17 protein-coding genes and 1 tRNA gene are annotated in these 18441 nt (G+C 66.3%); 15 read left to right on the top strand and 3 right to left on the bottom strand.

What is annotated here, in order from left to right; genetic code table 11:
* The first annotated feature begins 17 nt into the window (after positions 1-17).
* From NKI08_RS10270 to NKI08_RS10290, 5 genes are read left to right on the top strand one after another with little or no spacing between them, the layout of a single operon-like run.
* On the top strand, positions 18-3677 hold the full coding sequence (locus NKI08_RS10270; RefSeq protein WP_352768848.1) for a cobaltochelatase subunit CobN: 3660 nt from the start codon (positions 18-20) through the stop codon (positions 3675-3677).
* Positions 3674-5143: a precorrin-3B synthase gene (cobG, locus tag NKI08_RS10275; RefSeq protein WP_352768851.1), complete on the top strand. Its 1470-nt coding sequence runs from the start codon at positions 3674-3676 to the stop codon at positions 5141-5143. Before NKI08_RS10270 ends, cobG begins: the two co-directional genes overlap by 4 nt.
* Positions 5140-5787 carry a precorrin-8X methylmutase gene (locus NKI08_RS10280; protein WP_502899582.1) on the top strand — a complete coding sequence of 216 codons (648 nt, stop codon included), beginning with the start codon at positions 5140-5142 and terminating at the stop codon, positions 5785-5787. Before cobG ends, NKI08_RS10280 begins: the two co-directional genes overlap by 4 nt.
* Positions 5784-6542 (top strand): precorrin-2 C(20)-methyltransferase, encoded by a 759-nt coding sequence (locus tag NKI08_RS10285; protein WP_352768857.1) that lies wholly within the window; start codon positions 5784-5786, stop codon positions 6540-6542. Before NKI08_RS10280 ends, NKI08_RS10285 begins: the two co-directional genes overlap by 4 nt.
* Positions 6539-7303, top strand: coding sequence for a precorrin-3B C(17)-methyltransferase (locus tag NKI08_RS10290; RefSeq protein ID WP_352539607.1), 765 nt, complete (start codon positions 6539-6541; stop codon positions 7301-7303). Before NKI08_RS10285 ends, NKI08_RS10290 begins: the two co-directional genes overlap by 4 nt.
* Here NKI08_RS10290 and NKI08_RS10295 read toward each other — a convergent pair.
* Positions 7267-8052: a cobalt-precorrin-6A reductase gene (locus NKI08_RS10295; protein WP_352768861.1), complete on the bottom strand. Its 786-nt coding sequence runs from the start codon at positions 8050-8052 to the stop codon at positions 7267-7269. The genes NKI08_RS10290 and NKI08_RS10295 overlap by 37 nt on opposite strands.
* Between NKI08_RS10295 and cbiE the strand changes: the two genes are divergently transcribed.
* Genes cbiE through NKI08_RS10335 form a run of 8 tightly spaced genes read left to right on the top strand, consistent with a single transcriptional unit; the run spans position 8051 to position 14991 of the window.
* Positions 8051-9292 carry a precorrin-6y C5,15-methyltransferase (decarboxylating) subunit CbiE gene (cbiE, locus tag NKI08_RS10300; protein WP_352768864.1) on the top strand — a complete coding sequence of 414 codons (1242 nt, stop codon included), beginning with the start codon at positions 8051-8053 and terminating at the stop codon, positions 9290-9292. The two genes, NKI08_RS10295 and cbiE, sit on opposite strands and share 2 nt — an antisense overlap.
* Positions 9289-9669 (top strand): cobalamin biosynthesis protein, encoded by a 381-nt coding sequence (locus tag NKI08_RS10305; RefSeq protein ID WP_352769190.1) that lies wholly within the window; start codon positions 9289-9291, stop codon positions 9667-9669. Before cbiE ends, NKI08_RS10305 begins: the two co-directional genes overlap by 4 nt.
* Positions 9666-10430, top strand: coding sequence for a precorrin-4 C(11)-methyltransferase (gene cobM, locus NKI08_RS10310; RefSeq protein WP_352768867.1), 765 nt, complete (start codon positions 9666-9668; stop codon positions 10428-10430). The genes NKI08_RS10305 and cobM overlap by 4 nt, the downstream gene beginning before the upstream one ends.
* Entirely contained in the window at positions 10427-11233 is an 807-nt protein-coding gene (gene cobA / locus NKI08_RS10315) for a uroporphyrinogen-III C-methyltransferase (protein WP_352768870.1), read from the top strand. The genes cobM and cobA overlap by 4 nt, the downstream gene beginning before the upstream one ends.
* A complete protein-coding gene (locus NKI08_RS10320; protein ID WP_352768873.1) occupies positions 11230-12579 on the top strand; it encodes a cobyrinic acid a,c-diamide synthase CobB in 1350 nt (449 codons plus the stop codon). The genes cobA and NKI08_RS10320 overlap by 4 nt, the downstream gene beginning before the upstream one ends.
* Positions 12580-12583: 4 nt before the next feature.
* The gene (gene cobS, locus NKI08_RS10325) at positions 12584-13357 is read left to right on the top strand and encodes an adenosylcobinamide-GDP ribazoletransferase (protein WP_352768876.1); all 774 of its coding nucleotides are present in this window, start codon (positions 12584-12586) and stop codon (positions 13355-13357) included.
* 24 nt (positions 13358-13381) lie between these two features.
* Positions 13382-14392 (top strand): nicotinate-nucleotide--dimethylbenzimidazole phosphoribosyltransferase, encoded by a 1011-nt coding sequence (cobT, locus tag NKI08_RS10330; RefSeq protein WP_352768879.1) that lies wholly within the window; start codon positions 13382-13384, stop codon positions 14390-14392.
* A gap of 26 nt (positions 14393-14418) precedes the next feature.
* On the top strand, positions 14419-14991 hold the full coding sequence (locus NKI08_RS10335) for a hypothetical protein (protein WP_352768882.1): 573 nt from the start codon (positions 14419-14421) through the stop codon (positions 14989-14991).
* A gap of 246 nt (positions 14992-15237) precedes the next feature.
* On the opposite strand, the gene NKI08_RS10340 is transcribed toward NKI08_RS10335, so the two are convergent.
* Positions 15238-15313, bottom strand: a tRNA-Lys gene (locus NKI08_RS10340).
* A gap of 105 nt (positions 15314-15418) precedes the next feature.
* Positions 15419-16324, bottom strand: a complete 906-nt coding sequence (locus NKI08_RS10345) for a PhzF family phenazine biosynthesis protein (protein ID WP_352681705.1) — start codon at positions 16322-16324, stop codon at positions 15419-15421.
* A 111-nt stretch (positions 16325-16435) separates the two neighbouring features.
* Between NKI08_RS10345 and NKI08_RS10350 the strand changes: the two genes are divergently transcribed.
* Both NKI08_RS10350 and NKI08_RS10355 read left to right on the top strand, forming a co-directional pair.
* On the top strand, positions 16436-17728 hold the full coding sequence (locus NKI08_RS10350) for an efflux RND transporter periplasmic adaptor subunit (RefSeq protein ID WP_352768886.1): 1293 nt from the start codon (positions 16436-16438) through the stop codon (positions 17726-17728).
* Between the two features lie 2 nt (positions 17729-17730).
* Positions 17731-18441, top strand: a complete 711-nt coding sequence (locus tag NKI08_RS10355) for an ABC transporter ATP-binding protein (RefSeq protein WP_352470209.1) — start codon at positions 17731-17733, stop codon at positions 18439-18441.

Genomic DNA, 18441 nt, shown 5'->3' on the forward strand with positions numbered 1-18441 from the left:
CCCAGGTACGAGCCGCGATGCACATCCTCACCACCACATCCGCCTCGCTCGACGATCTCGCCGAGCCTGTCGATCTCAGGCAAACGCCTGCGGATGTCGTGGCGCTGTCCTTCACCGACAGCGACCTAGCCGGGCTGGCGGCGGCGTGGAAGGCAGATGCGCACCGCCTGCCGTCGATGCGGCTCGCCGCCTTGCGCGACCTGCGCCATCCGATGTCCGTCGACCTGTGGATCGACAGCGTCGCCCGCCACGCCAAGGTCATTCTGGTCCGCATCCTCGGCGGCTATGACTGGTGGCGCTATGGCTGCGACCAGCTCGCCGTTATCGCGCGAAATCGCGATATCAAGCTGGCGCTGCTGCCGGGCGAGAGCCACGACGAGGATTTGCGGCTGATCGAAGGCTCGACGCTGCCGCGCGAGGAGTTGGACGGCCTGCTTGGCTATTTCCGCGAGGGCGGGCCGGCAAATATGACGGCGCTGGTGCAGAGGCTGGCAAGTCTCGCTGGATCGGGTGCGGCGGTAGCCGAACCTGTCAGTGTGCCAAAGGCGGGATTTTACGAGCCGGGACTGGGGGTCGTAGAACGCGGCGTCCCCCTCCCCCTCGGGGGGAGGGTCAGGCCGCAGGCCGGGGGTGGGGTCCTCTCCGAAGCGCGCCTGCACGAAACGTCGCGCACTGCCGTGACGACCCCACCCGGCCCTGCGGGTCCCCTCGAGGGTGAGGGGGACGTCGTGCCAATTCTCTTCTACCGTTCGATGCTGCTCGCGGCCGATGTCGCGCCCATCGACGCGCTTTTCGAAGCCCTGCGCCACCGCGGCATGGCTCCCGTGCCTATGTTCGTCTCCAGCCTCAAGGACCCGGCGTCGCTCGCCTTTGTCGCAACCGCGCTCGCAACCTTGAAGCCTGCCGCCATCATCACCGCCACAGCTTTCGCCTCGGGTGCCGAGCCCGGCGTTGAAACCCTGTTCGACCGCGCCGGCGTGCCGGTGTTCCAGGTCATCGTCGCAACCACCCGCCGCGACATCTGGCAAACCAATCAGCGCGGCCTGACGCCCGCCGACCTTGCCATGCATGTCGTCCTGCCCGAGCTCGACGGCCGCATCCTGGCCGGCGCCATTTCATTCAAGGGCGAAAGCGAAACCGACCCGGCGCTGGCCTTCCGCGCCTTCGCCAACCGGCCTGAGCCCGACCGCGTGGCGCAAGTGGCGAACCGTGTCGAGGCCTTCGTGCGCCTGCAGCGGACGCCGCGTGCGGAGCGCAAGCTCGCCATCCTGATCCCCGACTATCCGAGCGCCCCCGGTCGCACCGGCTACGCGGTTGGTCTCGACGTGCCGTCCAGCGTCCTGGCAATGCTGCACGACCTCAGCGAACAGGGCTACGCCGTTGAAAGCATTCCGCAAACGCCGCGCGAGTTGCTGGAGACGCTGGAAAAGGGCGGCCATGGGCTGGCATTGAAGGAGTATTTGACCTTCTCGACGGAATTGCCGCCGTCGGCCATCGCTGCGGTGGAAGCCGCATGGGGAAATCCAGAAGATGAGACAGGTTTGTGCGAGGCACCCCCCTCTGTCCTGCCGGACATCTCCCCCTCAAGGGGGGAGATTGGCAGTTCCGCCACCGGCTCTCCCTTAAGGCCCTCGGTAATTGGCGAAAGTAGAGACAACAGCGCAATCTCCCCCCTTGAGGGGGAGATGTCCGGCAGGACAGAGGGGGGCGCGACAGAACGCCAACCTTCGCTGCTGGTCAGCGAAAAACAATTCGCCTTCCGCACAGCCATCTTCGGCAACGTCACCGTGGCACTCGCCCCTGACCGCGGGCGCTCAGCCGACCGCCGCGCCGACTATCACGACCCGACGCTGCCGCCGCGCCATGCGCTGGTCGCCTTTGGGCTCTGGCTGCGCAAGTCGCTCGGCATCCATGCAATTGTCCATGTCGGCGCCCATGGCACGCTGGAGTGGCTGCCCGGCAAGACCGTGGCGCTCAGCGAACACTGCTTTCCCGAGATAGTCACCGGTCCCCTGCCCGTCATCTATCCCTTCATCGTCTCCAACCCGGGAGAGGCAGCGCAGGCCAAGCGGCGCATTGCCGCCGTCACGCTCGGCCATCTGCCGCCGCCGCTGACCGGCGCCGGGCTGGACGAAAACCAGCACAGGCTTGAACGACTGGTTGACGAATATGCCCAGGCCGACGGGCTCGACCGCCGCCGCCGCGACCGCCTGGCGAAGCTGATCGTCGAGACGGCGGAAAAGACCGGCCTCGCCTCAGAGGCAGGCGTCGCCAGGACCGATGCGGCCGACGAGGCTTTGCGCCGCATCGACGCCTGGCTCTGCGATCTCAAGGATTTCGCCATCAAGGACGGCCTGCACATTTACGGCCGCTCGCCGGAAGGCGAGGCTGATCCGTTGTGGCGGCAAAGCGCGGCAGCTGAAAAAACCGCGCTGCTTGCCGCCCTCGACGGCCGCCACGTCGCTGCCGGTCCGGCCGGTGCGCCGGCGCGTGGCCGGAGCGATGTGCTGCCGACCGGCCGTAATTTGTTTACCGCCGACCCGCGTACCATGCCGACGCCGACCGCCTATGATCTGGGCAAGATGGCAGCGGAAGAAGTGGTCCGCAGCTACATGCAATCGCATGGCGACTGGCCGCGCTCGCTGGTCATCGACCTGTGGGGCTCGGCCTCGCTGCGCACCGGCGGTGAGGAGATCGCGCAAGGACTGGCGCTGATGGGCTGCCGGCCGCAATGGGATTCCGCCACCGGCCGCATTACCGGCATAGACGTGCTGCCGCCGGCAACACTCGGCCGTCCGCGCATCGATGTCACCTGGCGCATATCGGGCCTGTTCCGCGACATGTTCCCGACCCAGATCGCGCTGATCGACGCCGCGGCCAACGCGGTGGCGACCCGCGACGAGGACGATTCGGAAAACCCGCTCGCCGCTAGGACCCGCATCGACGGCAAGATCAGCCCGCGCATTTTCGGCACCTCGCCGGGCACTTACGGCGCGGGCATCGAGGACTTGTTGTCGAGCGGCGACTGGGCCGCGCGCGAAGAGATCGGCCGCACGTATCTCGCCGCCACCTCGCACGCCTATGGCGGCTCCGAGGGCGAAGGCATTTCGGCGCCCGGCGCTTTTGAGGGCCGCCTCGCCGAGGCCGACCTTCTGGTTCATACCGGCGACGACCCCGGCCGCGACATCCTCGAAGGCTCGGCCGACGTCGCCTTCATCGGCGGCTTTTCGGCAGCGCTTGCCGCGCTCGGCAAGAACGCCGACGTGATCGTGCTCGACACCACGGACCCGCAAAGACCGAAGCCGCGCTCGATGAGGGAGGCCGTGTCGCGCGTCGTGCGGGCACGCGCGGTCAACCCGCGCTTCATCGCCGGCCAGATGCGTCATGGCCCGCGCGGCGCCTCGGAATTCGCCGAGACGGTCGACCGGCTGGTCGGCTTTGCTGAGACTACCCATGCCATATCGGGCACGCTGATCGAGGCGATGCACGACGCCTATCTTGGCGACCCCGTGGTGCGCGCCTTCATCCTGCGCGAGAACCCGGCGGCGGCAAAGGTGATTGCCGAGCGTTTGCTGTCGGCACGGCGGCGCGGGCTCTGGCATCCGCTGCGCAATTCGATCGATGACGATCTCACCGCACTGATTGCCGAAGCGCAAGCTCTGGGAGTGGCGGCATGAACGCTTTCTCGCGCCGTGGCGCCTGCCCTGCCTTGTCCGCGCCGATGCAGACCGGCGACGGGCTGCTGGTGCGGCTCAATCCGGTCGCTGGAGGACTGTTGCCGAAATCGTTGATCGGACTCTGCGAATCCGCCTTGCGCCATGGCAACGGTATCATGGAAGTGACCGCCCGCGGCAGCCTGCAGATCCGCGGCCTGACGCCGGCAAGCGCGCGGCTGCTGGCGATGGAGGTCGATGTGCTCGGCATCGCGGTGCGCACCGGCGTGCCGGTCGAGACCGGCCCGCTGGCCGGGCTCGACCAGGAGGAGATAGCCGACCCGCGCCCAATGGCGCAGCGGATTCGGGCGGCAATTGAGGACGCCGGTGTTACGCAACGCCTTGGCCCGAAGGTGTCGGTGATTGTTGACGGCCGCGGGCAACTGACGATGGATGCGGTTACGGCCGATGTCAGGCTGGTCGGGGTGCGGGCCGCCGACGGAATTAAGTGGCGGGTATCGCTCGCCGGAGATGCGCAGGGTGCCACGCCGCTGGCGATGTCCGAGGAAGATGCGGCTTGTGACATCGCCGTCGCCATTCTCAGGATGGTTGCCGAAAAGGGCCGCGATGCCCATGCGCGGGATTTGACGGCGAGGCAGCTGAGATCTCTCGCAAGTTGGCGATCCGTCGCGCCCCCCTCTGTCCTGCCGGACATCTCCCCCACAAGGGGGGAGATCGGCAGCTTCGCCGGCGGCTTCCCCCCAGCACCTTCGGCGATTGGCGAAATCGGAGACGAAGGCGCAATCTCCCCCCTAGAGGGGGAGATGTCCGGCAGGACAGAGGGGGGCGCGAAGGATCGCCGGCCCATCGGAGTTTTCGATCTGGCAGCCGGCAGTACCTCCCTCGGCATCGGTCTGCCGTTCGGCAGCATACCAGCGCAAAAACTTATCAATCTCACCCAATACGCCCTCACCCTCGGCACCACCGAAATCCGCCTGGCGCCGGGTCGCGCGCTGCTTTTGCTTGGCCTCTCCCCAGCCGCATGTCTTTCACTCCAGAAAACCGCCGCAGCCCTCGGCTTTGTCACCGACGGAGCCGATCCGCGCACCAGGATCGCCACCTGCCCCGGCGCACCCGCCTGCGCCTCCGGCCGGATCGCCACCCGCGACATCGCCGAGATCATCGCTACAGAAAACCGCGACATCCTTGATTCCTCGCTGACGCTGCACATCTCCGGCTGCGCCAAGGGCTGTGCCCATCCCGGTCCGGCGGCGCTGACCCTGGTCGGTGGCGAAAACGGAGCCGGACTTGTCGTGGACGGGACGGCAAAGGCATTGCCCGCCGGATACAGGCCGGGCTACGACGCCGCGCACGGCATCGGCCGCGTTGCAGCGGCGATCCGCAGCGCACGACATTCCGGCGAGACTGCTGCCGCCTGCCTGGCAAGGCTCGGCGCGGCCGGCATCACCGAAATCTACCGACAGGAATGAGCATGCCCGCCCAGAACGCCTACGACTACATCCATGATGGCACGGCGATCTACGAGCGCTCCTTCGCCATTATCCGCGCCGAGGCCGACCTTTCGCGCTTTTCCGAAGGCGAGGCCGAAATCGCTATCCGCATGATCCACGCCTGCGGCCAGGTCGATGCTTGCAGGCACTTCGTTTTCTCGAGCGATTTCGTCGCCGCCGCGCGCACGGCGCTGGCGGCCGGCGCGCCGATCTTCTGCGATGCGCAGATGGTCTCGCATGGCGTCACGCGCGCCCGGCTGCCGGCCGGCAATGAGGTGATCTGCACGCTGCGCGATCCGCGGACCGCCGACATCGCGAAAAAGATCGGCAACACCCGCTCGGCCGCCGCGATCGACCTGTGGGGCGAGCGCATGGCCGGTTCGGTCGTCGCCATCGGCAATGCGCCGACAGCCCTTTTCTATCTGCTGGAAAAGCTGCGCGACGGCGCGCCGAAGCCGGCGGCGATCATCGGCATGCCGGTCGGGTTTGTCGGTGCCGCCGAATCGAAGGATGCGCTGGCCGAAAATTCCTATGGCGTGCCTTACGCCATCGTGCGCGGCCGGCTGGGCGGCAGCGCCATGACCGCCGCCGCACTCAATGCATTGGCGAGGCCGGGCCTATGAATGCGATTGCAAAAGGCAGGCTTGTCGGCGTCGGCACCGGACCCGGCGACCCGGAACTCTTGACGCTGAAGGCAGTGCGCGCGCTGGCCGCGGCCGATGTCGTCGCGCATTTCGCCAAGCGCGGCAACAACAGCAACGCCCGCGCCATTGTCGGCGCGCATTTTCGCCCTGATCTGATCGAACTGCCGCTGCTCTATCCGGTGACGACCGAAATCGACAAGGACCACAGCGATTACCGGTCGCAGATAACGGATTTCTACGAGCAGTCGGCCGAAAAGGTCGCCGAGCACCTCAGCGCCGGCAGGATGGTCGCGGTGCTCTCGGAGGGCGATCCGCTTTTCTACGGCTCCTATATGCATCTTCATGTCCGGCTGGCGCACCGCTTTCCGAGCGAAGTCATTCCCGGCGTCACCGCCATGTCCGGCTGCTGGTCGGCGACCGGCCTGCCGATCGTCCAGGGCGACGACGTGCTGACGGTGCTGCCGGGCACCATGAGCGAATTCGAGCTGACGCGTCGCCTCGCCGATACCGACGCTGCGGTGATCATGAAGGTCGGCCGCAACCTGCCCAAGATCAGGCGCGCACTGGAGGCCACCGACAAGCTGGCGCGGGCCATCTATGTCGAGCGCGGCACCATGCCGGGCGGCGTCTCGATGCGGCTGGCCGATAAAAAGGACGACCAGGCGCCTTATTTCGCCATCGTGCTGGTGGCAGGCTGGTCGGGCCGGCCAAGCGCATTGAAAGCCGAAGCATGAGCGGCCGCCTCACTGTCATCGGCCTCGGGCCCGGCAACGCCGACCAGGTGACGCCGGAGGCAAGCCGCGCCGTTGCCGAGGCAAAATTCTTCTACGGCTATAAACCCTATCTCGACCGGCTCGATCTGCGCCCCGACCAGATTCGCGTCGCTTCCGACAATCGCGAGGAACTCGCGCGCTCCAGGGACGCGCTGCTGAAGGCTGTGGAAGGCCACGATGTCGCCGTCGTGTCGGGCGGCGATCCCGGCGTCTTCGCCATGGCCGCGGCCGTCTGCGAGGCGATCGAGGCGGGCCCGCCCGAATGGCGCGCGGTCGACATCGCTATCGTGCCCGGTATCACCGCCATGCTCGCCGTCGCCGCCCGCATCGGCGCGCCGCTCGGCCATGATTTCTGCGCCATCTCCCTGTCCGACAATCTGAAGCCGTGGGATCTGATCGAGCTACGCCTGCTGGCGGCAGCCGGCGCTGGCTTCGTAATCGCGCTCTACAACCCGATCAGCAAGGCGCGCCCATGGCAGCTAGGCCGCGCCTTCGAATGCCTTGCTGCGATCCTGCCCGGCACCACGCCGGTGATCTTCGGCCGTGCCGCCGGCCGTCCCGACGAGCGCATCGAGGTTTTTCTGCTGGCCGACGCCGATGCCGCGAAGGCCGACATGTCGACCTGCATCATCATCGGCTCGCCGGAAACCAGGATCATCAAGCGGGGTGACAAGGCCGCGCTGGTCTACACGCCGCGTTCGGCAGCGGGCCCAAGAACATGACCGACCAGAAAATGATCGACCATCGCGGCAAGAGATTCGACGGTCTCAGCCGACGTGACGTCCGGCAGCGCCGGCCTGCGGATCATCACCACCTCGATTCCCAGCGCTCGCGCCGCCGCGATCTTGCCGTAGGTCGCCTCGCCGCCGCTGTTTTTGGAAACAACGACTTCGATGTGGTGTTGCAGAAGCAGTGCATGTTCGTCGACTTCCCGAAACGGCCCGCGCGCCAAGAGATAGGTCGCATCGGGCACAGCGAGCCTGGGCTCGACCGGGTCGACACTGCGGATGAGATAATGATGCTGGGGAGCGGTCTTGAAGGCAGCGACCTCCTGTCGCCCGAGCGCCAGGAACACGCGGCGCGGCACCGATCCCAGAGCCGTCACCGCGCTGGCAACGGTGTCGACCAACATCCAGCGATCACCTTCGACCGCCTCCCATCCGGGACGCCTGAGCGCAACGATAGGCACGCCGGTCATGCGCGCTGCTTCCGCCGCATTGGCAGAGATTCGCGCCGCATAGGGATGCGTGGCGTCGATCAGCAGGTCGATCTTGTTCTGGCGGAGATACGCCGCCAGCCCGCCGGCACCGCCGAAGCCGCCGACCCGCACCGGCACCCCCTGCGCGGCCGGGTTTTCGGTGCGGCCGGCCAGCGACAGCATGACCGAAATATCCGCGCGCGCGGCCAGCTTTCCGGCCATTTGCCGGGCTTCCGTGGTTCCGCCGAGGATCAGAATGCGGTGGGTCGTCATGCCTGCTGAAGCTCCGCGCGGCGCCAAGCTCACCTCAAAGTGGCTCACGATCATCGGCATCGGCGAGGACGGTGTAGCGGGTCTCGGCGACGAGGCCAAGCGGTTGATCGCGGAGGCCGAATTCGTCTTCGGCGGCAAGCGCCACCTTGCCCTCGTCGCGTCGCTCGCCAAAGGTGAAGCGCGCGCCTGGCCGACACCTTTCGATGCCGAGATGCGCGACGTGCTGGCGCTCTCCGGCAGACGCGTCTGCGTGCTGGCCTCCGGCGATCCCCTCTACCACGGTGTCGGCGTCACCCTCGCCCGCAAGGTCGCGGCAGAGGGTATGCGGGTGATCCCCGCGCCCTCGGCCTTTTCGCTGGCCGCCTCACGCCTGGGCTGGGCGCTGCAGGACGTCGAGACCATTTCGCTGCATGGCCGCTCGCTCGACCTGATCCGGCCGTTGCTGCATCCTTGCACCCGCATTCTCGCGCTGACCTCGGACAGCGATGCACCGGGAGCGATTGCCCGTCTCATGACCGAACTTGGCTTCGGCGCTTCGCGGTTGATGGTGCTGGAGGCGCTGGGTGGGCCGAACGAAAGCCTGCGCTCGGCGAGCGCCGGCACTTTCGACCTCGAAAAGATCAACTCGCTCAACGTGCTCGCGATCGAAGTTGAATCGACTTCGCAAGCACGCATCCTGCCGCTGACACCGGGACTAGCCGATCATTTGTTCGAGCATGACGGCCAGATCACCAAGCGCGAAGTGCGCGCCGTCACCCTGTCCGCTCTCGCGCCAAGACGCGGCGAACTGCTGTGGGACATCGGCGCCGGATCGGGCTCCATTGGCATCGAATGGATGCTGGCCCATCCCTCCATGCGCGCCATTGCCGTCGAGGCCGATCCGGCCCGCGCCGCGCGCATCCGACGCAACGCCGCGGCTTGCGGCGTTCCCGGTCTCACCGTCGTCGAAGGTTCGGCACCGCAAGCTCTTGCCGGGCTGGAGACGCCGGCGGCGATCTTTATCGGCGGCGGCGGCAGCGATGCCGGCGTGCTGGAGGGAGCCATCGATGCCTTGCCTGCCGGCGGCCGCCTCGTCGCCAATGCGGTGACCCTGGAGATGGAGGCGCTGCTGCTTTCCCGTCACGCCGCGCTCGGCGGCCAGCTCACCCGCATCGCTGTATCCCCTGCTTCGCCGGTCGGTTCGATGCAGGCGTGGCGGCCGGCCATGCCGGTTACCCAATGGAGCTGGGTGAAGCCATGATGGTCGCGGGCATCGGCAGCCGCACAGGCGTCAGCGCGCGCGACGTGCTTGCCGCGGTAGAAACCGCCCTGGAAGCGCACGGGCTTGCCCTGCCCGCGCTTTCAGCCCTCGCGACCGCGTCTCTCAAGCAGGATGAAGCGGCAATCTTCGCCGCCGGACGCGAACTCCGCCTTCCGGTGATCGTCGTCGAGCAGGATGAACTCAAAGCCGCATCTACGACCAGCCTTTCCGACCTATCGCAGGAGCATGCCGGCACGCCGTCGGTTTCCGAAGCCTCGGCGCTTGCCGCCGCCGGCAAAGGCGCAAAACTGCTCGGGCCGCGCACCGTGCTCGGTGCTGTCACTTGCGCCATCGCCATCAGCGGAGAGGCGGCATGACCGTTCACTTCATCGGTGCCGGCCCGGGTGCTGCCGACCTCATCACCTTGCGCGGCAGCCGCCTGCTCGGCAGTTGTCCCGTCTGCCTCTATGCCGGATCGATCGTCGCGCCGGAGCTGTTGCAGCACTGCGCGCCCGGAACGAGGTTGATCGACACCGCGCCGATGTCGCTCGACGAGATCGAGGCCGAATATCTGGCCGCCCACGCGGCCGGCCATGATGTCGCCCGCCTGCATTCCGGTGATCTGTCGGTCTGGAGCGCCGTTGCCGAGCAGATCCGCCGGCTGGAAAAGCACGGCATTCCTTATACGCTGACGCCGGGCGTGCCGTCCTTCGCCGCTGCGGCGGCAGCGCTGCGCCGCGAGCTGACCATTCCAGAAGTCGCGCAAAGCCTGGTGCTGACCCGCATCTCCGGCCGCGCCTCGAAAATGCCGCCCGGCGAAACGCTGGCCGGCTTCGGCCGCACCGGCGCCACGCTGGCCATCCACCTTGCCATCCACGCCATCGACCGCGTCGTCGCCGAGCTGACGCCGCATTACGGCGCCGACTGCCCGGTCGCGGTCGTCTTCCGAGCCTCCTGGCCGGACGAGCGCGTGCTGACCGGCACGCTGGCCACCATCGAGGCGCAATTGGCCGCCGATCCGATGGAACGCACGGCAATCATCTTCGTCGGCCGCTCGCTGGCGGCCGAGGGCTTTGGCGAAAGTTCACTGTATGACGCGCACTACCAGCGGCGCTTTCGCGGACGGGACGGATTGTGAGCGGCAGCAATAGAAACACTACGGTCGAGCAGGCGCTCACCCGGCTCAACTTCAAGCCGCGCCAGCTGGAGCCCGGTCATGTCTGGCTGGCCGGTGCCGGCCCTGGCGATCCCGGCTGCCTGACGCTGGAAGTGCTGGCCGCCCTCGGACAGTGCGACGCGCTGGTTTATGACGCGCTGGTCTCGCCAGAAGTCGTCGCCGTCGCCGAGGGCGCGGAACTGTTCTATGCCGGCAAACGCGGCGGCAAGCCGTCGATGAAGCAGGACGACATCACCGCTCTGCTGGTCCGGCTGGCGCGCGCGGGCCGGCGCGTCGTCAGGCTGAAGGGCGGCGACCCCTATATTTTCGGGCGTGGCGGCGAAGAGGCGCTGGCGCTGGCCGGGGAAACTATCCCGTTCCGCATCCTGCCTGGCCTGACGTCCGGCCTCAGCGCGCTGGCCGCGACCGGCATTCCCGGCACCATGCGCGGCATCAACAAGGCGCTGATCCTGGCGACCGGCCATGCCGCCGGCACCGATGATGATCTCGACTGGGCGGCAATCGCTCGCACCGGCCAGCCGGTGGTCATCTATATGGGTATGGCCAACCTGCCGCTGATCGCCGTTTCGCTGCTCGAGGGCGGCCTGCCATCTTCGACGCCCGCCGCGGCCATCGTTGCCGCGACGACGCCGCAGGAGCGTATCGTCGTCGCCACGCTCGCGACGATTGCCGAGGAAACGGCCGCAGCCGGCTTGACCTCGCCGGCGCTGATCGTCGTCGGCGGGATCGTCGGGATGCGCGCGGCACTGGCGGGTGAGCCATGACCCGCGCCATCATCATCGGCGCGCCGCGCTCGGGCTCGGGCAAGACCAGCGTCACCATCGGCATTCTACGCGCCCTCGCCCGGCGCGGCCTGAAGGTGCGCGGCGCCAAATCCGGCCCGGACTATATCGATCCTGGCTTCCACACCGCAGCCACTGGCCTGTCCGGTGTCAATCTCGACAGCTGGGCAATGCCGCCCGCCCTGCTCAACGCACAGGCCGGCGAAGCGACCGAAGATGCCGATTTCATCTTCCTCGAAAGCGCCATGGGCCTGTTCGACGGGATCCCTGCTGCTCCAGGCCGTTCCGGCTCGGCTGCCGACCTTGCCCGGCTTTACAGCCTGCCGGTGCTGCTGGTGCTCGACGTCTCCGGACAGTCGACCACGGTGGCGGCCGTCGCCAAGGGTTTTGCCACTTACGATCCGGATGTGCGCATGGCCGGGGTCGTGCTCAACCGGCTGGGCAGCGAGCGCCACCGCCGGCTATGCGGCGATGCCATCGAGGCACTCGGCCTGCCTGTCGTCGGTGCCATCCTGCGCGATCCCTCGCTCAACCTGCCCGAGCGCCATCTCGGCCTCGTCCAGGCCGGCGAATATGAGAATCTGATGGCGCATCTCGACCGGCTGGCCGACATGGTCGAGCGCTCGCTCGACCTTGACGCCATTATGGCGCTGGCGGCGCCATTCACGCCCGCGCCGGGCAATTTCGGCGATGCGCTGCCTCCCCCCGGCCAGCGCATTGCACTCGCCGAGGACGCCGCCTTCACCTTCCTCTATCCGCATGTCGCCATGCATTGGCGCAAGGCCGGCGCCGAAATCGTGCCGTTCTCGCCGCTCACCGATGAGGCGCCAGGCGACGATTGCGATGTCTGCTGGCTGCCCGGCGGCTATCCCGAGCTTCATGCCGGCCGCCTCGCGGCCGCGGCGAATTTCAGGGCCGGCATGGCGCGGTTCGCCGCCACGCGGCCGGTGCATGGCGAGTGCGGCGGCTTCATGGTGTTGGGCGAAGCGCTCGAGGACGCGTCGGGCGAGACGCATCGGATGCTCGGCCTCCTCGGCCATTCGACCAGCTTCGCCAAGCGCAAGATGAATCTCGGCTACCGCGAGGCGCGGCTGCGCTCCGGCTGTCCGCTCGGCGGCCAAGGCACGCTGATCCGCGGCCATGAATTCCACTACGCGCAGATGATTGCGACCGGCAATGACGAGCCGCTGGCCGACCTCGCCGACGGACAAGGCAACCCGCTCGGCGCCTCCGGCTACCGGCGCGGCAATGTCAGCGGCACGTTCTTCCATGCCATTGCGAGGGGCGAGAGCATGATTCCGAAAAGTGGTAGCCGGTTTTCGGAATAGAATCATGCTCAACCTCCAGATCCCCTCGCAACAGCAAATTCTCGATGATATCGCGCTTTGCCTCATCTTCTTTACCCGGCTGCCGCTGCCGCGAGCCGACTTCCGTGGCCGCAGCCTTGCCGCTGCGATCTGGGCTGCACCCGTTGCCGGCCTCGCCGTCGCTGTTGTCGGTGGGCTGGTCTACGCCGTGGGCACAAGGCTCGGCCTTGCCACGGCTCCCGCTGCCGCATTGACCCTTGCCGCGATCCTGCTCGCCACCGGCTGCCTGCATGAGGACGGGCTTTCGGATGTCGCCGACGGTTTTGGCGGCGGCAAGACACGCGACAGAAAGCTGGAGATCATGCGCGACAGCCGCATCGGCGCCTATGGCGCCTGCGCGCTAGCGATCTCGCTGCTGATCCGCTGGAGCGTACTCTCTGGATTCGCCGGCCCGGCTCATGTCTTCTGGGCCCTCATTGCCGCGCATGCCGCTTCGCGCGGCCTGCTTGGCGCCTTCATGCACCTGCTGCCGCCATCCCGCAGCGACGGCCTTTCGGCCGAAGCGGGCACCGTCTCGGCTAAAACAGCTGGCATCGGTGCCGTACTCGGTGCGGTCGCGCTGCTGGCGCTTGGGTTCGGCGCTGCCGTTTTCGCGATCATCCTGCTCGGTCTGTTATTCGCCGCCTTCCGCGCGCTTTGCCTGAACCAGGTCGGCGGCCAGACCGGCGACACCGTCGGCGCCCTTCAGCAGCTGGGCGAGATCGCCATCCTGCTCGTCGCTTCCGTTTCCCTTTCCTGACTCTGTTTCGGAGATTTTGCCCCCATGCCTTTCAAATCGCTCGATGAACTGCGCGCCGCCTGCCTCGACCTGCCCACTGGCAGCGATGCCGCCGCAAATGCCGTCGCCCGGCGCCAGGACATGCTGACCAAGCCGCAAGGCAGCCTCGGCCGGCTGGAGACAGTAGCCGCCTGGCTGGCGCGCTGGCAGGGCCGCGACATGCCAAAGCTCGACCGCGTCAAGGTTTTCGTCTTTGCCGGCAACCACGGCGTCACCGCGCAAGGCGTGTCGGCCTTCCCGTCGGAGGTCACCGTGCAGATGGTGGCGAATTTCGCCGGTGGGGGTGCTGCCATCAACCAGCTTGCCCGCATTGCCGGCGCCGAACTCGACGTCATCCCGCTCGACCTCGACCGCCCGACCGGCGACTTCACGCAAGAGCCGGCGATGGACGACGAGGCCTTCCTCGCCGCCGTCTCCGCGGGCTACGACGCGATCAGCAGGGAACTCGACCTTGTCTGCTTCGGCGAAATGGGCATCGGCAACACCACGCCGGCGGCGGCCATCTCGACCGCGCTGTTCGGCGGCGGCGCGGAGCGATGGACAGGGCGTGGCACCGGCGTCGACGACGCCGGCCTCGTGCGCAAGATCGTCGCCATTGAGGCCGGCCTGAAGCGCCACGCCCCGGCGCTAGCCGACCCCCTGAAAGTAGCGGCAGCCCTCGGCGGCCGCGAGCTCGCGGCGATCCTTGGTGCGACGCTGGCGGCGCGCCATCTCGGCGTGCCGGTATTGCTCGACGGCTTCGTCTGCACCGCCGCCGCCGCACCCTTGGCGAGATTGCACTCTGCCGGCCTCGCTCACACACTGGCCGCTCACGTCTCTGCTGAATCCGGCCATCGCCGGCTGCTGGAGGCACTCGGCCTGCCGCCCTTGCTCGACCTCGGCATGCGGCTCGGCGAAGGCTCCGGCGCCTGCCTCGCGGTCAACATCGTCCGCTCGGCATTGGAATGCCACGCCCGCATGGCAAGCTTTGCAGAGGCTGGGGTCTCGGAGAAGTAAGGCGGAGCCAAGCGCGGATCGCGTTGATGAACAAACGCTCACAGATCTTCGGAGACCCCAAACAGGGGCTTCGCGATATTCTTGCTCGGATCATCAGAGATTTCGACAGCAAGAGCGGCGCTTTTGCCGGGCTGAAATACAATTCGCCGTGGATACTCGCCACCGAGGATTGGGCAGAGCGATCGGGCCATACGGTCGAAGAGCTATGCGAGATGATTTCTCAATGGCGAATCTCAATCTTTTCTGGCGAGCAGACAGACCCGAGAATCGTTCAGATTTTTGAAGATCTTCGCAGCGCCGCGGAAGATTGGCGAACCGAGACAGACTACATCGATCCACCCCTTCCCTACGATCCTGAAGAGGCAAAATTCCCCAATCGCAAAGAACTGAAAGCGCATACCCTCAGGGCTTGGGATTCTTTGGGATTATCGACGCAATGGCATCACTACGATGCCCGAGACCTTAGTTTTAGCGGAATTATCGAAGATATATTTGGTCACGAAATTAGATTCTCGATGACCTTCAAGCTGGCATATGGTGGTCCCATAAGGTTGTTCTTCCAATTCCTTACTATTCTGAAGGCGATCCGAGACATCTAGACCTCTTTATGCTTTCAGGCTGTTTTGTCTGTCAGGAACCTCCGTTTGCCCGAAGCACCCGACCTTAAATGGACCGTCGGTAAAAGCAGGACAAACTTCGATGCCGTCGACGGCGTCTTGGCCATAGTGCGGGCGATCCTCAGCTGTCTGCGGCCGACTATCCAATAGCGGCTGCATAAATGCGGCCACCCGATAGCGGCGAAACATCCCGCTTTCTAGGTCTTTCCACCAATTTTCTGAAAAATTTGGTGGGTGCGCACAGGATTGAACTGTGGACCCGCTGATTAAGAGTCAGCTGCTCTACCAACTGAGCTACGCACCCACTCGGCCGGCAAAACCGGCGTTGGCGGGCATATAGCCGCCGATATCCGCCATGTCCAGCCCCGCGGGATTCATTTCCCGACAAATCGCCGAAGTGCCGCGCCCGTCAAACAAAAAGCCTGCCTTCAGCCACCTTCACCGCATGGCCGCCGATGCGGGCGGCCGCCAGTTTGCCGCCTTCGACATTCAGTTCGAGGCGAATGCGCGAAGGCCGGCCCATCTCCAGCCCCTGCTCGATCCACAGTTGTGAAACGCCGTCCGTCGGGCCGTCGAAATGCATGATCGCGCCGGCGAAGGCGGCCGCCGCTGAGCCGGTCGCCGGGTCTTCGTAGGACGGATTGCCGGGCACCATCATGCGGACATGGAAGGCGCTGTCGTGATGCACCGTCTCGCGGCAATAGACATAGGGGCTGGCGAAGGCCCATTCGCTCTTGCGTGGTGCGAGCTCCGACCAGGCCTGGTTGTCCAGCCTGATCCGGGCGGCCGCCTCCAGATTGGCGACGGGGATGGTCACGTAGGGCACGCCCGCCGACCAGAACGAAACGCGGTGGTTCTCGAAGCCGATCTCGTGCGGCCCAAGGCCAAGGGCCGCGCCGATCGCCTCGGGATCGGCCGACAATGCCAGCTGCGCCGGCAGTTTCGCCAGGTCGAACTCGGCAAAGGTCGAACCGTCGTGCTTGCTGACAGCGCAGCGCACCGGGCCAATATTCTCCTCGAGCACGAAGATGCCGGCGGCCTCTCCCGCAATTTCGGCGAGCGCTATCGCCGAGCCGACGGTTGGGTGGCCGGCGAACGGCATTTCATAATCGGGCGTGAAGATACGGATGCGGGCCCGGTGCTTCGGGTTGTCCGGCGGCAGCACGAAGACGGTTTCGGACAGGTTGAACTCGCGCGCCACCGCCTGCATCGTCGCAACGTCCAGCCCATCACAGTCGAGCACCACGGCCAGCGGATTGCCGGCCAGCCGGTTGGTGGTGAATACGTCGTAAAGCAAGTAATTCCGCGGCTGCATCTCAGTAAGTCCTCTGCCTCATTCCAAACATGAGCGAAATTTAATTTGAATTTTGAACCATAAGGCCTGATTTGTGCACCGATGGGATATCACTGAACATAGGGGTCCGGCGTGGACCAGATTGTCAATCTGCCAAAGACGGAATCCGCTTCCGCCATCGAGACGGCGCTCGGGCTCGACCACCAGGGCCTGAAGACAAAACGCCGTCGCGGTTGGGGTTACGCAGTGTTCGCACTGCTTGCCGTCGCCGCGAGTGTCGTCGGCTACCAGTGGTATGCGGGCTCGCCCGCCAAGATCGAGTATACCACGACACTGGCCGCCATGGCCGACCTTACCGTCGCCGTTTCGGCTACCGGCGCGCTGCAGCCTCTCACCCAGGTCGATATTTCCAGCGAACTCTCCGGCGTCGTCCGCTCGGTTTCGGTCAACGAGAACCAGCTGGTGAAGAAGGGCGATGTGCTGGCCGCGCTCGACACCGCAAAGCTGGAGGTGCAGATCGAGCGCGCCCAGGCCTCCGCCAAGGCAGCGGCGGCGAGCGTCGAGGACGCCACCGTGACCCTGGCCGAAAACGAAAAGGCGCTGGTGCGCGCGGCGCAACTGACCAAGCGCGGCATGGCGACGGACCAGTCGCTCGAAGCGGCAACCGCCACCCGCGACCGCTCGAAGGCGGCGCTTGATATCGCCAAAGCCAACCTCGACATGGCCAATGCCGATCTCAAGGCGCAACAGACGGATCTTGCCAAGAGTACCATCTACGCTCCGATCGACGGCATCATACTGACGCGCTCGGTCGACCCCGGCCAGACGGTCGCCTCCTCGCTGCAGGCGCCGGTGCTGTTCGTCATCGCCGCGGATTTGAAGAACATGGAATTGAAGGCTGCGGTCGACGAGGCCGATATCGGCGCCGTCAAACCCGGCCAGCATGCGCGCTTCACCGTCGACGCGTTCCCCGAACGGCCATTCGACGCCGAAATCCGCGACATTTCCTATGCCTCGGTCACCACCGACGGTGTCGTTACCTATGATGCAAGGCTCGACGTCGACAATAGCGAGCTTCTGTTGCGGCCCGGCATGACAGCCACCGTCTCGGTCGTCACCAAGCAGGCCAAGAACGTGCTCACCGTGCCATCGATCGCCTTCCGCTACCGGCCGGCGCAGACGGCGGAGCGCGGCTGGAGCCTCACCGACCTGTTCACCGGCCGCATGGGACGCCCCGGCGGCAACCGCCAGCACCAGGCGGCGGCGAAGCCCACCGACGGCTCGCGCACGCTCTACGTGCTGGAGAATGGGCGGCCGCATCCGGTCAACGTCAGGGTCGGCTCGACAGACGGAGAACTGACCGAGATCGTCTCCGGCCTGGAGGAAGGCGCGCAAGTCATTACCGCCTCGCAGCAGCGGAGCTGATCGTGGCATCGGGCGCGACCACCCTCATAGGCTTCGACAAGGTCTGGAAAAGCTATGGCCAGGGCGAAGCCCGGGTGCATGCGCTGGCCGGCGTCGACCTCGCCATCAGGCGCGGCGAATTCGTCGCCATTATGGGCCCGTCCGGTTCGGGCAAATCGACGGCCATGAACATCATTGGCTGCCTCGACACGCCGACCGCTGGGACCTACAGCTTCGAAGGCATCGACGCCGGCCGTCTCGATCGCAATCGCCGCGCCGTACTGCGCAACCTCTATGTCGGCTTCGTCTTCCAAGGCTACAACCTCTTGCCGCGCACCACGGCGGCGGAGAATGTCGAACTGCCGCTGATCTACCGCGGCGTTGGTGCCCGCGAGCGTCGCGGCCTTGCCATGCAGGCGCTTGCCGAGGTCGGCCTTGTCGGCCGCGAGCATCATACGCCAGCCGAGCTGTCCGGCGGCCAGCAGCAGCGCGTGGCGATCGCCCGCGCCATCGTCACCAGGCCGACGCTGCTCGTCGCCGACGAACCGACCGGCAATCTCGACACCGCACGCACGCACGAGATCATGGAACTCCTGATGCAGCTGAACAGCGAGCTCGGGCTGACTATCGCCATGGTCACGCACGAAGCCGATGTTGCCGGCTATGCGCAGCGCACGATCCGTTTCCTCGATGGCCATGTCGCCTTGGACACAGCCAATCTCGAGATGGCCTAG

Source organism: Mesorhizobium sp. M0768, assembly GCF_040320195.1.
GTDB lineage: Bacteria > Pseudomonadota > Alphaproteobacteria > Rhizobiales > Rhizobiaceae > Mesorhizobium.

Excerpts from the sequence above, each read along its gene's own strand:
- cobG (WP_352768851.1), top strand. The coding sequence starts at position 3,674 with ATGAACGCTTTCTCGCGCCGTGGCGCCTGCCCTGCCTTGTCCGCGCCG.
- NKI08_RS10305 (WP_352769190.1), top strand. The coding sequence starts at position 9,289 with ATGATGGTCGCGGGCATCGGCAGCCGCACAGGCGTCAGCGCGCGCGAC.
- cobS (WP_352768876.1), top strand. The coding sequence starts at position 12,584 with ATGCTCAACCTCCAGATCCCCTCGCAACAGCAAATTCTCGATGATATC.
- NKI08_RS10290 (WP_352539607.1), top strand. The coding sequence starts at position 6,539 with ATGAGCGGCCGCCTCACTGTCATCGGCCTCGGGCCCGGCAACGCCGAC.
- NKI08_RS10280 (WP_502899582.1), top strand. The coding sequence starts at position 5,140 with ATGAGCATGCCCGCCCAGAACGCCTACGACTACATCCATGATGGCACG.
- NKI08_RS10270 (WP_352768848.1), top strand. The coding sequence starts at position 18 with ATGCACATCCTCACCACCACATCCGCCTCGCTCGACGATCTCGCCGAG.
- NKI08_RS10335 (WP_352768882.1), top strand. The coding sequence starts at position 14,419 with ATGAACAAACGCTCACAGATCTTCGGAGACCCCAAACAGGGGCTTCGC.
- cobT (WP_352768879.1), top strand. The coding sequence starts at position 13,382 with ATGCCTTTCAAATCGCTCGATGAACTGCGCGCCGCCTGCCTCGACCTG.
- NKI08_RS10320 (WP_352768873.1), top strand. The coding sequence starts at position 11,230 with ATGACCCGCGCCATCATCATCGGCGCGCCGCGCTCGGGCTCGGGCAAG.
- cbiE (WP_352768864.1), top strand. The coding sequence starts at position 8,051 with ATGCCTGCTGAAGCTCCGCGCGGCGCCAAGCTCACCTCAAAGTGGCTC.
- NKI08_RS10285 (WP_352768857.1), top strand. The coding sequence starts at position 5,784 with ATGAATGCGATTGCAAAAGGCAGGCTTGTCGGCGTCGGCACCGGACCC.
- NKI08_RS10345 (WP_352681705.1), bottom strand. The coding sequence starts at position 16,324 with ATGCAGCCGCGGAATTACTTGCTTTACGACGTATTCACCACCAACCGG.
- cobM (WP_352768867.1), top strand. The coding sequence starts at position 9,666 with ATGACCGTTCACTTCATCGGTGCCGGCCCGGGTGCTGCCGACCTCATC.
- NKI08_RS10295 (WP_352768861.1), bottom strand. The coding sequence starts at position 8,052 with ATGACGACCCACCGCATTCTGATCCTCGGCGGAACCACGGAAGCCCGG.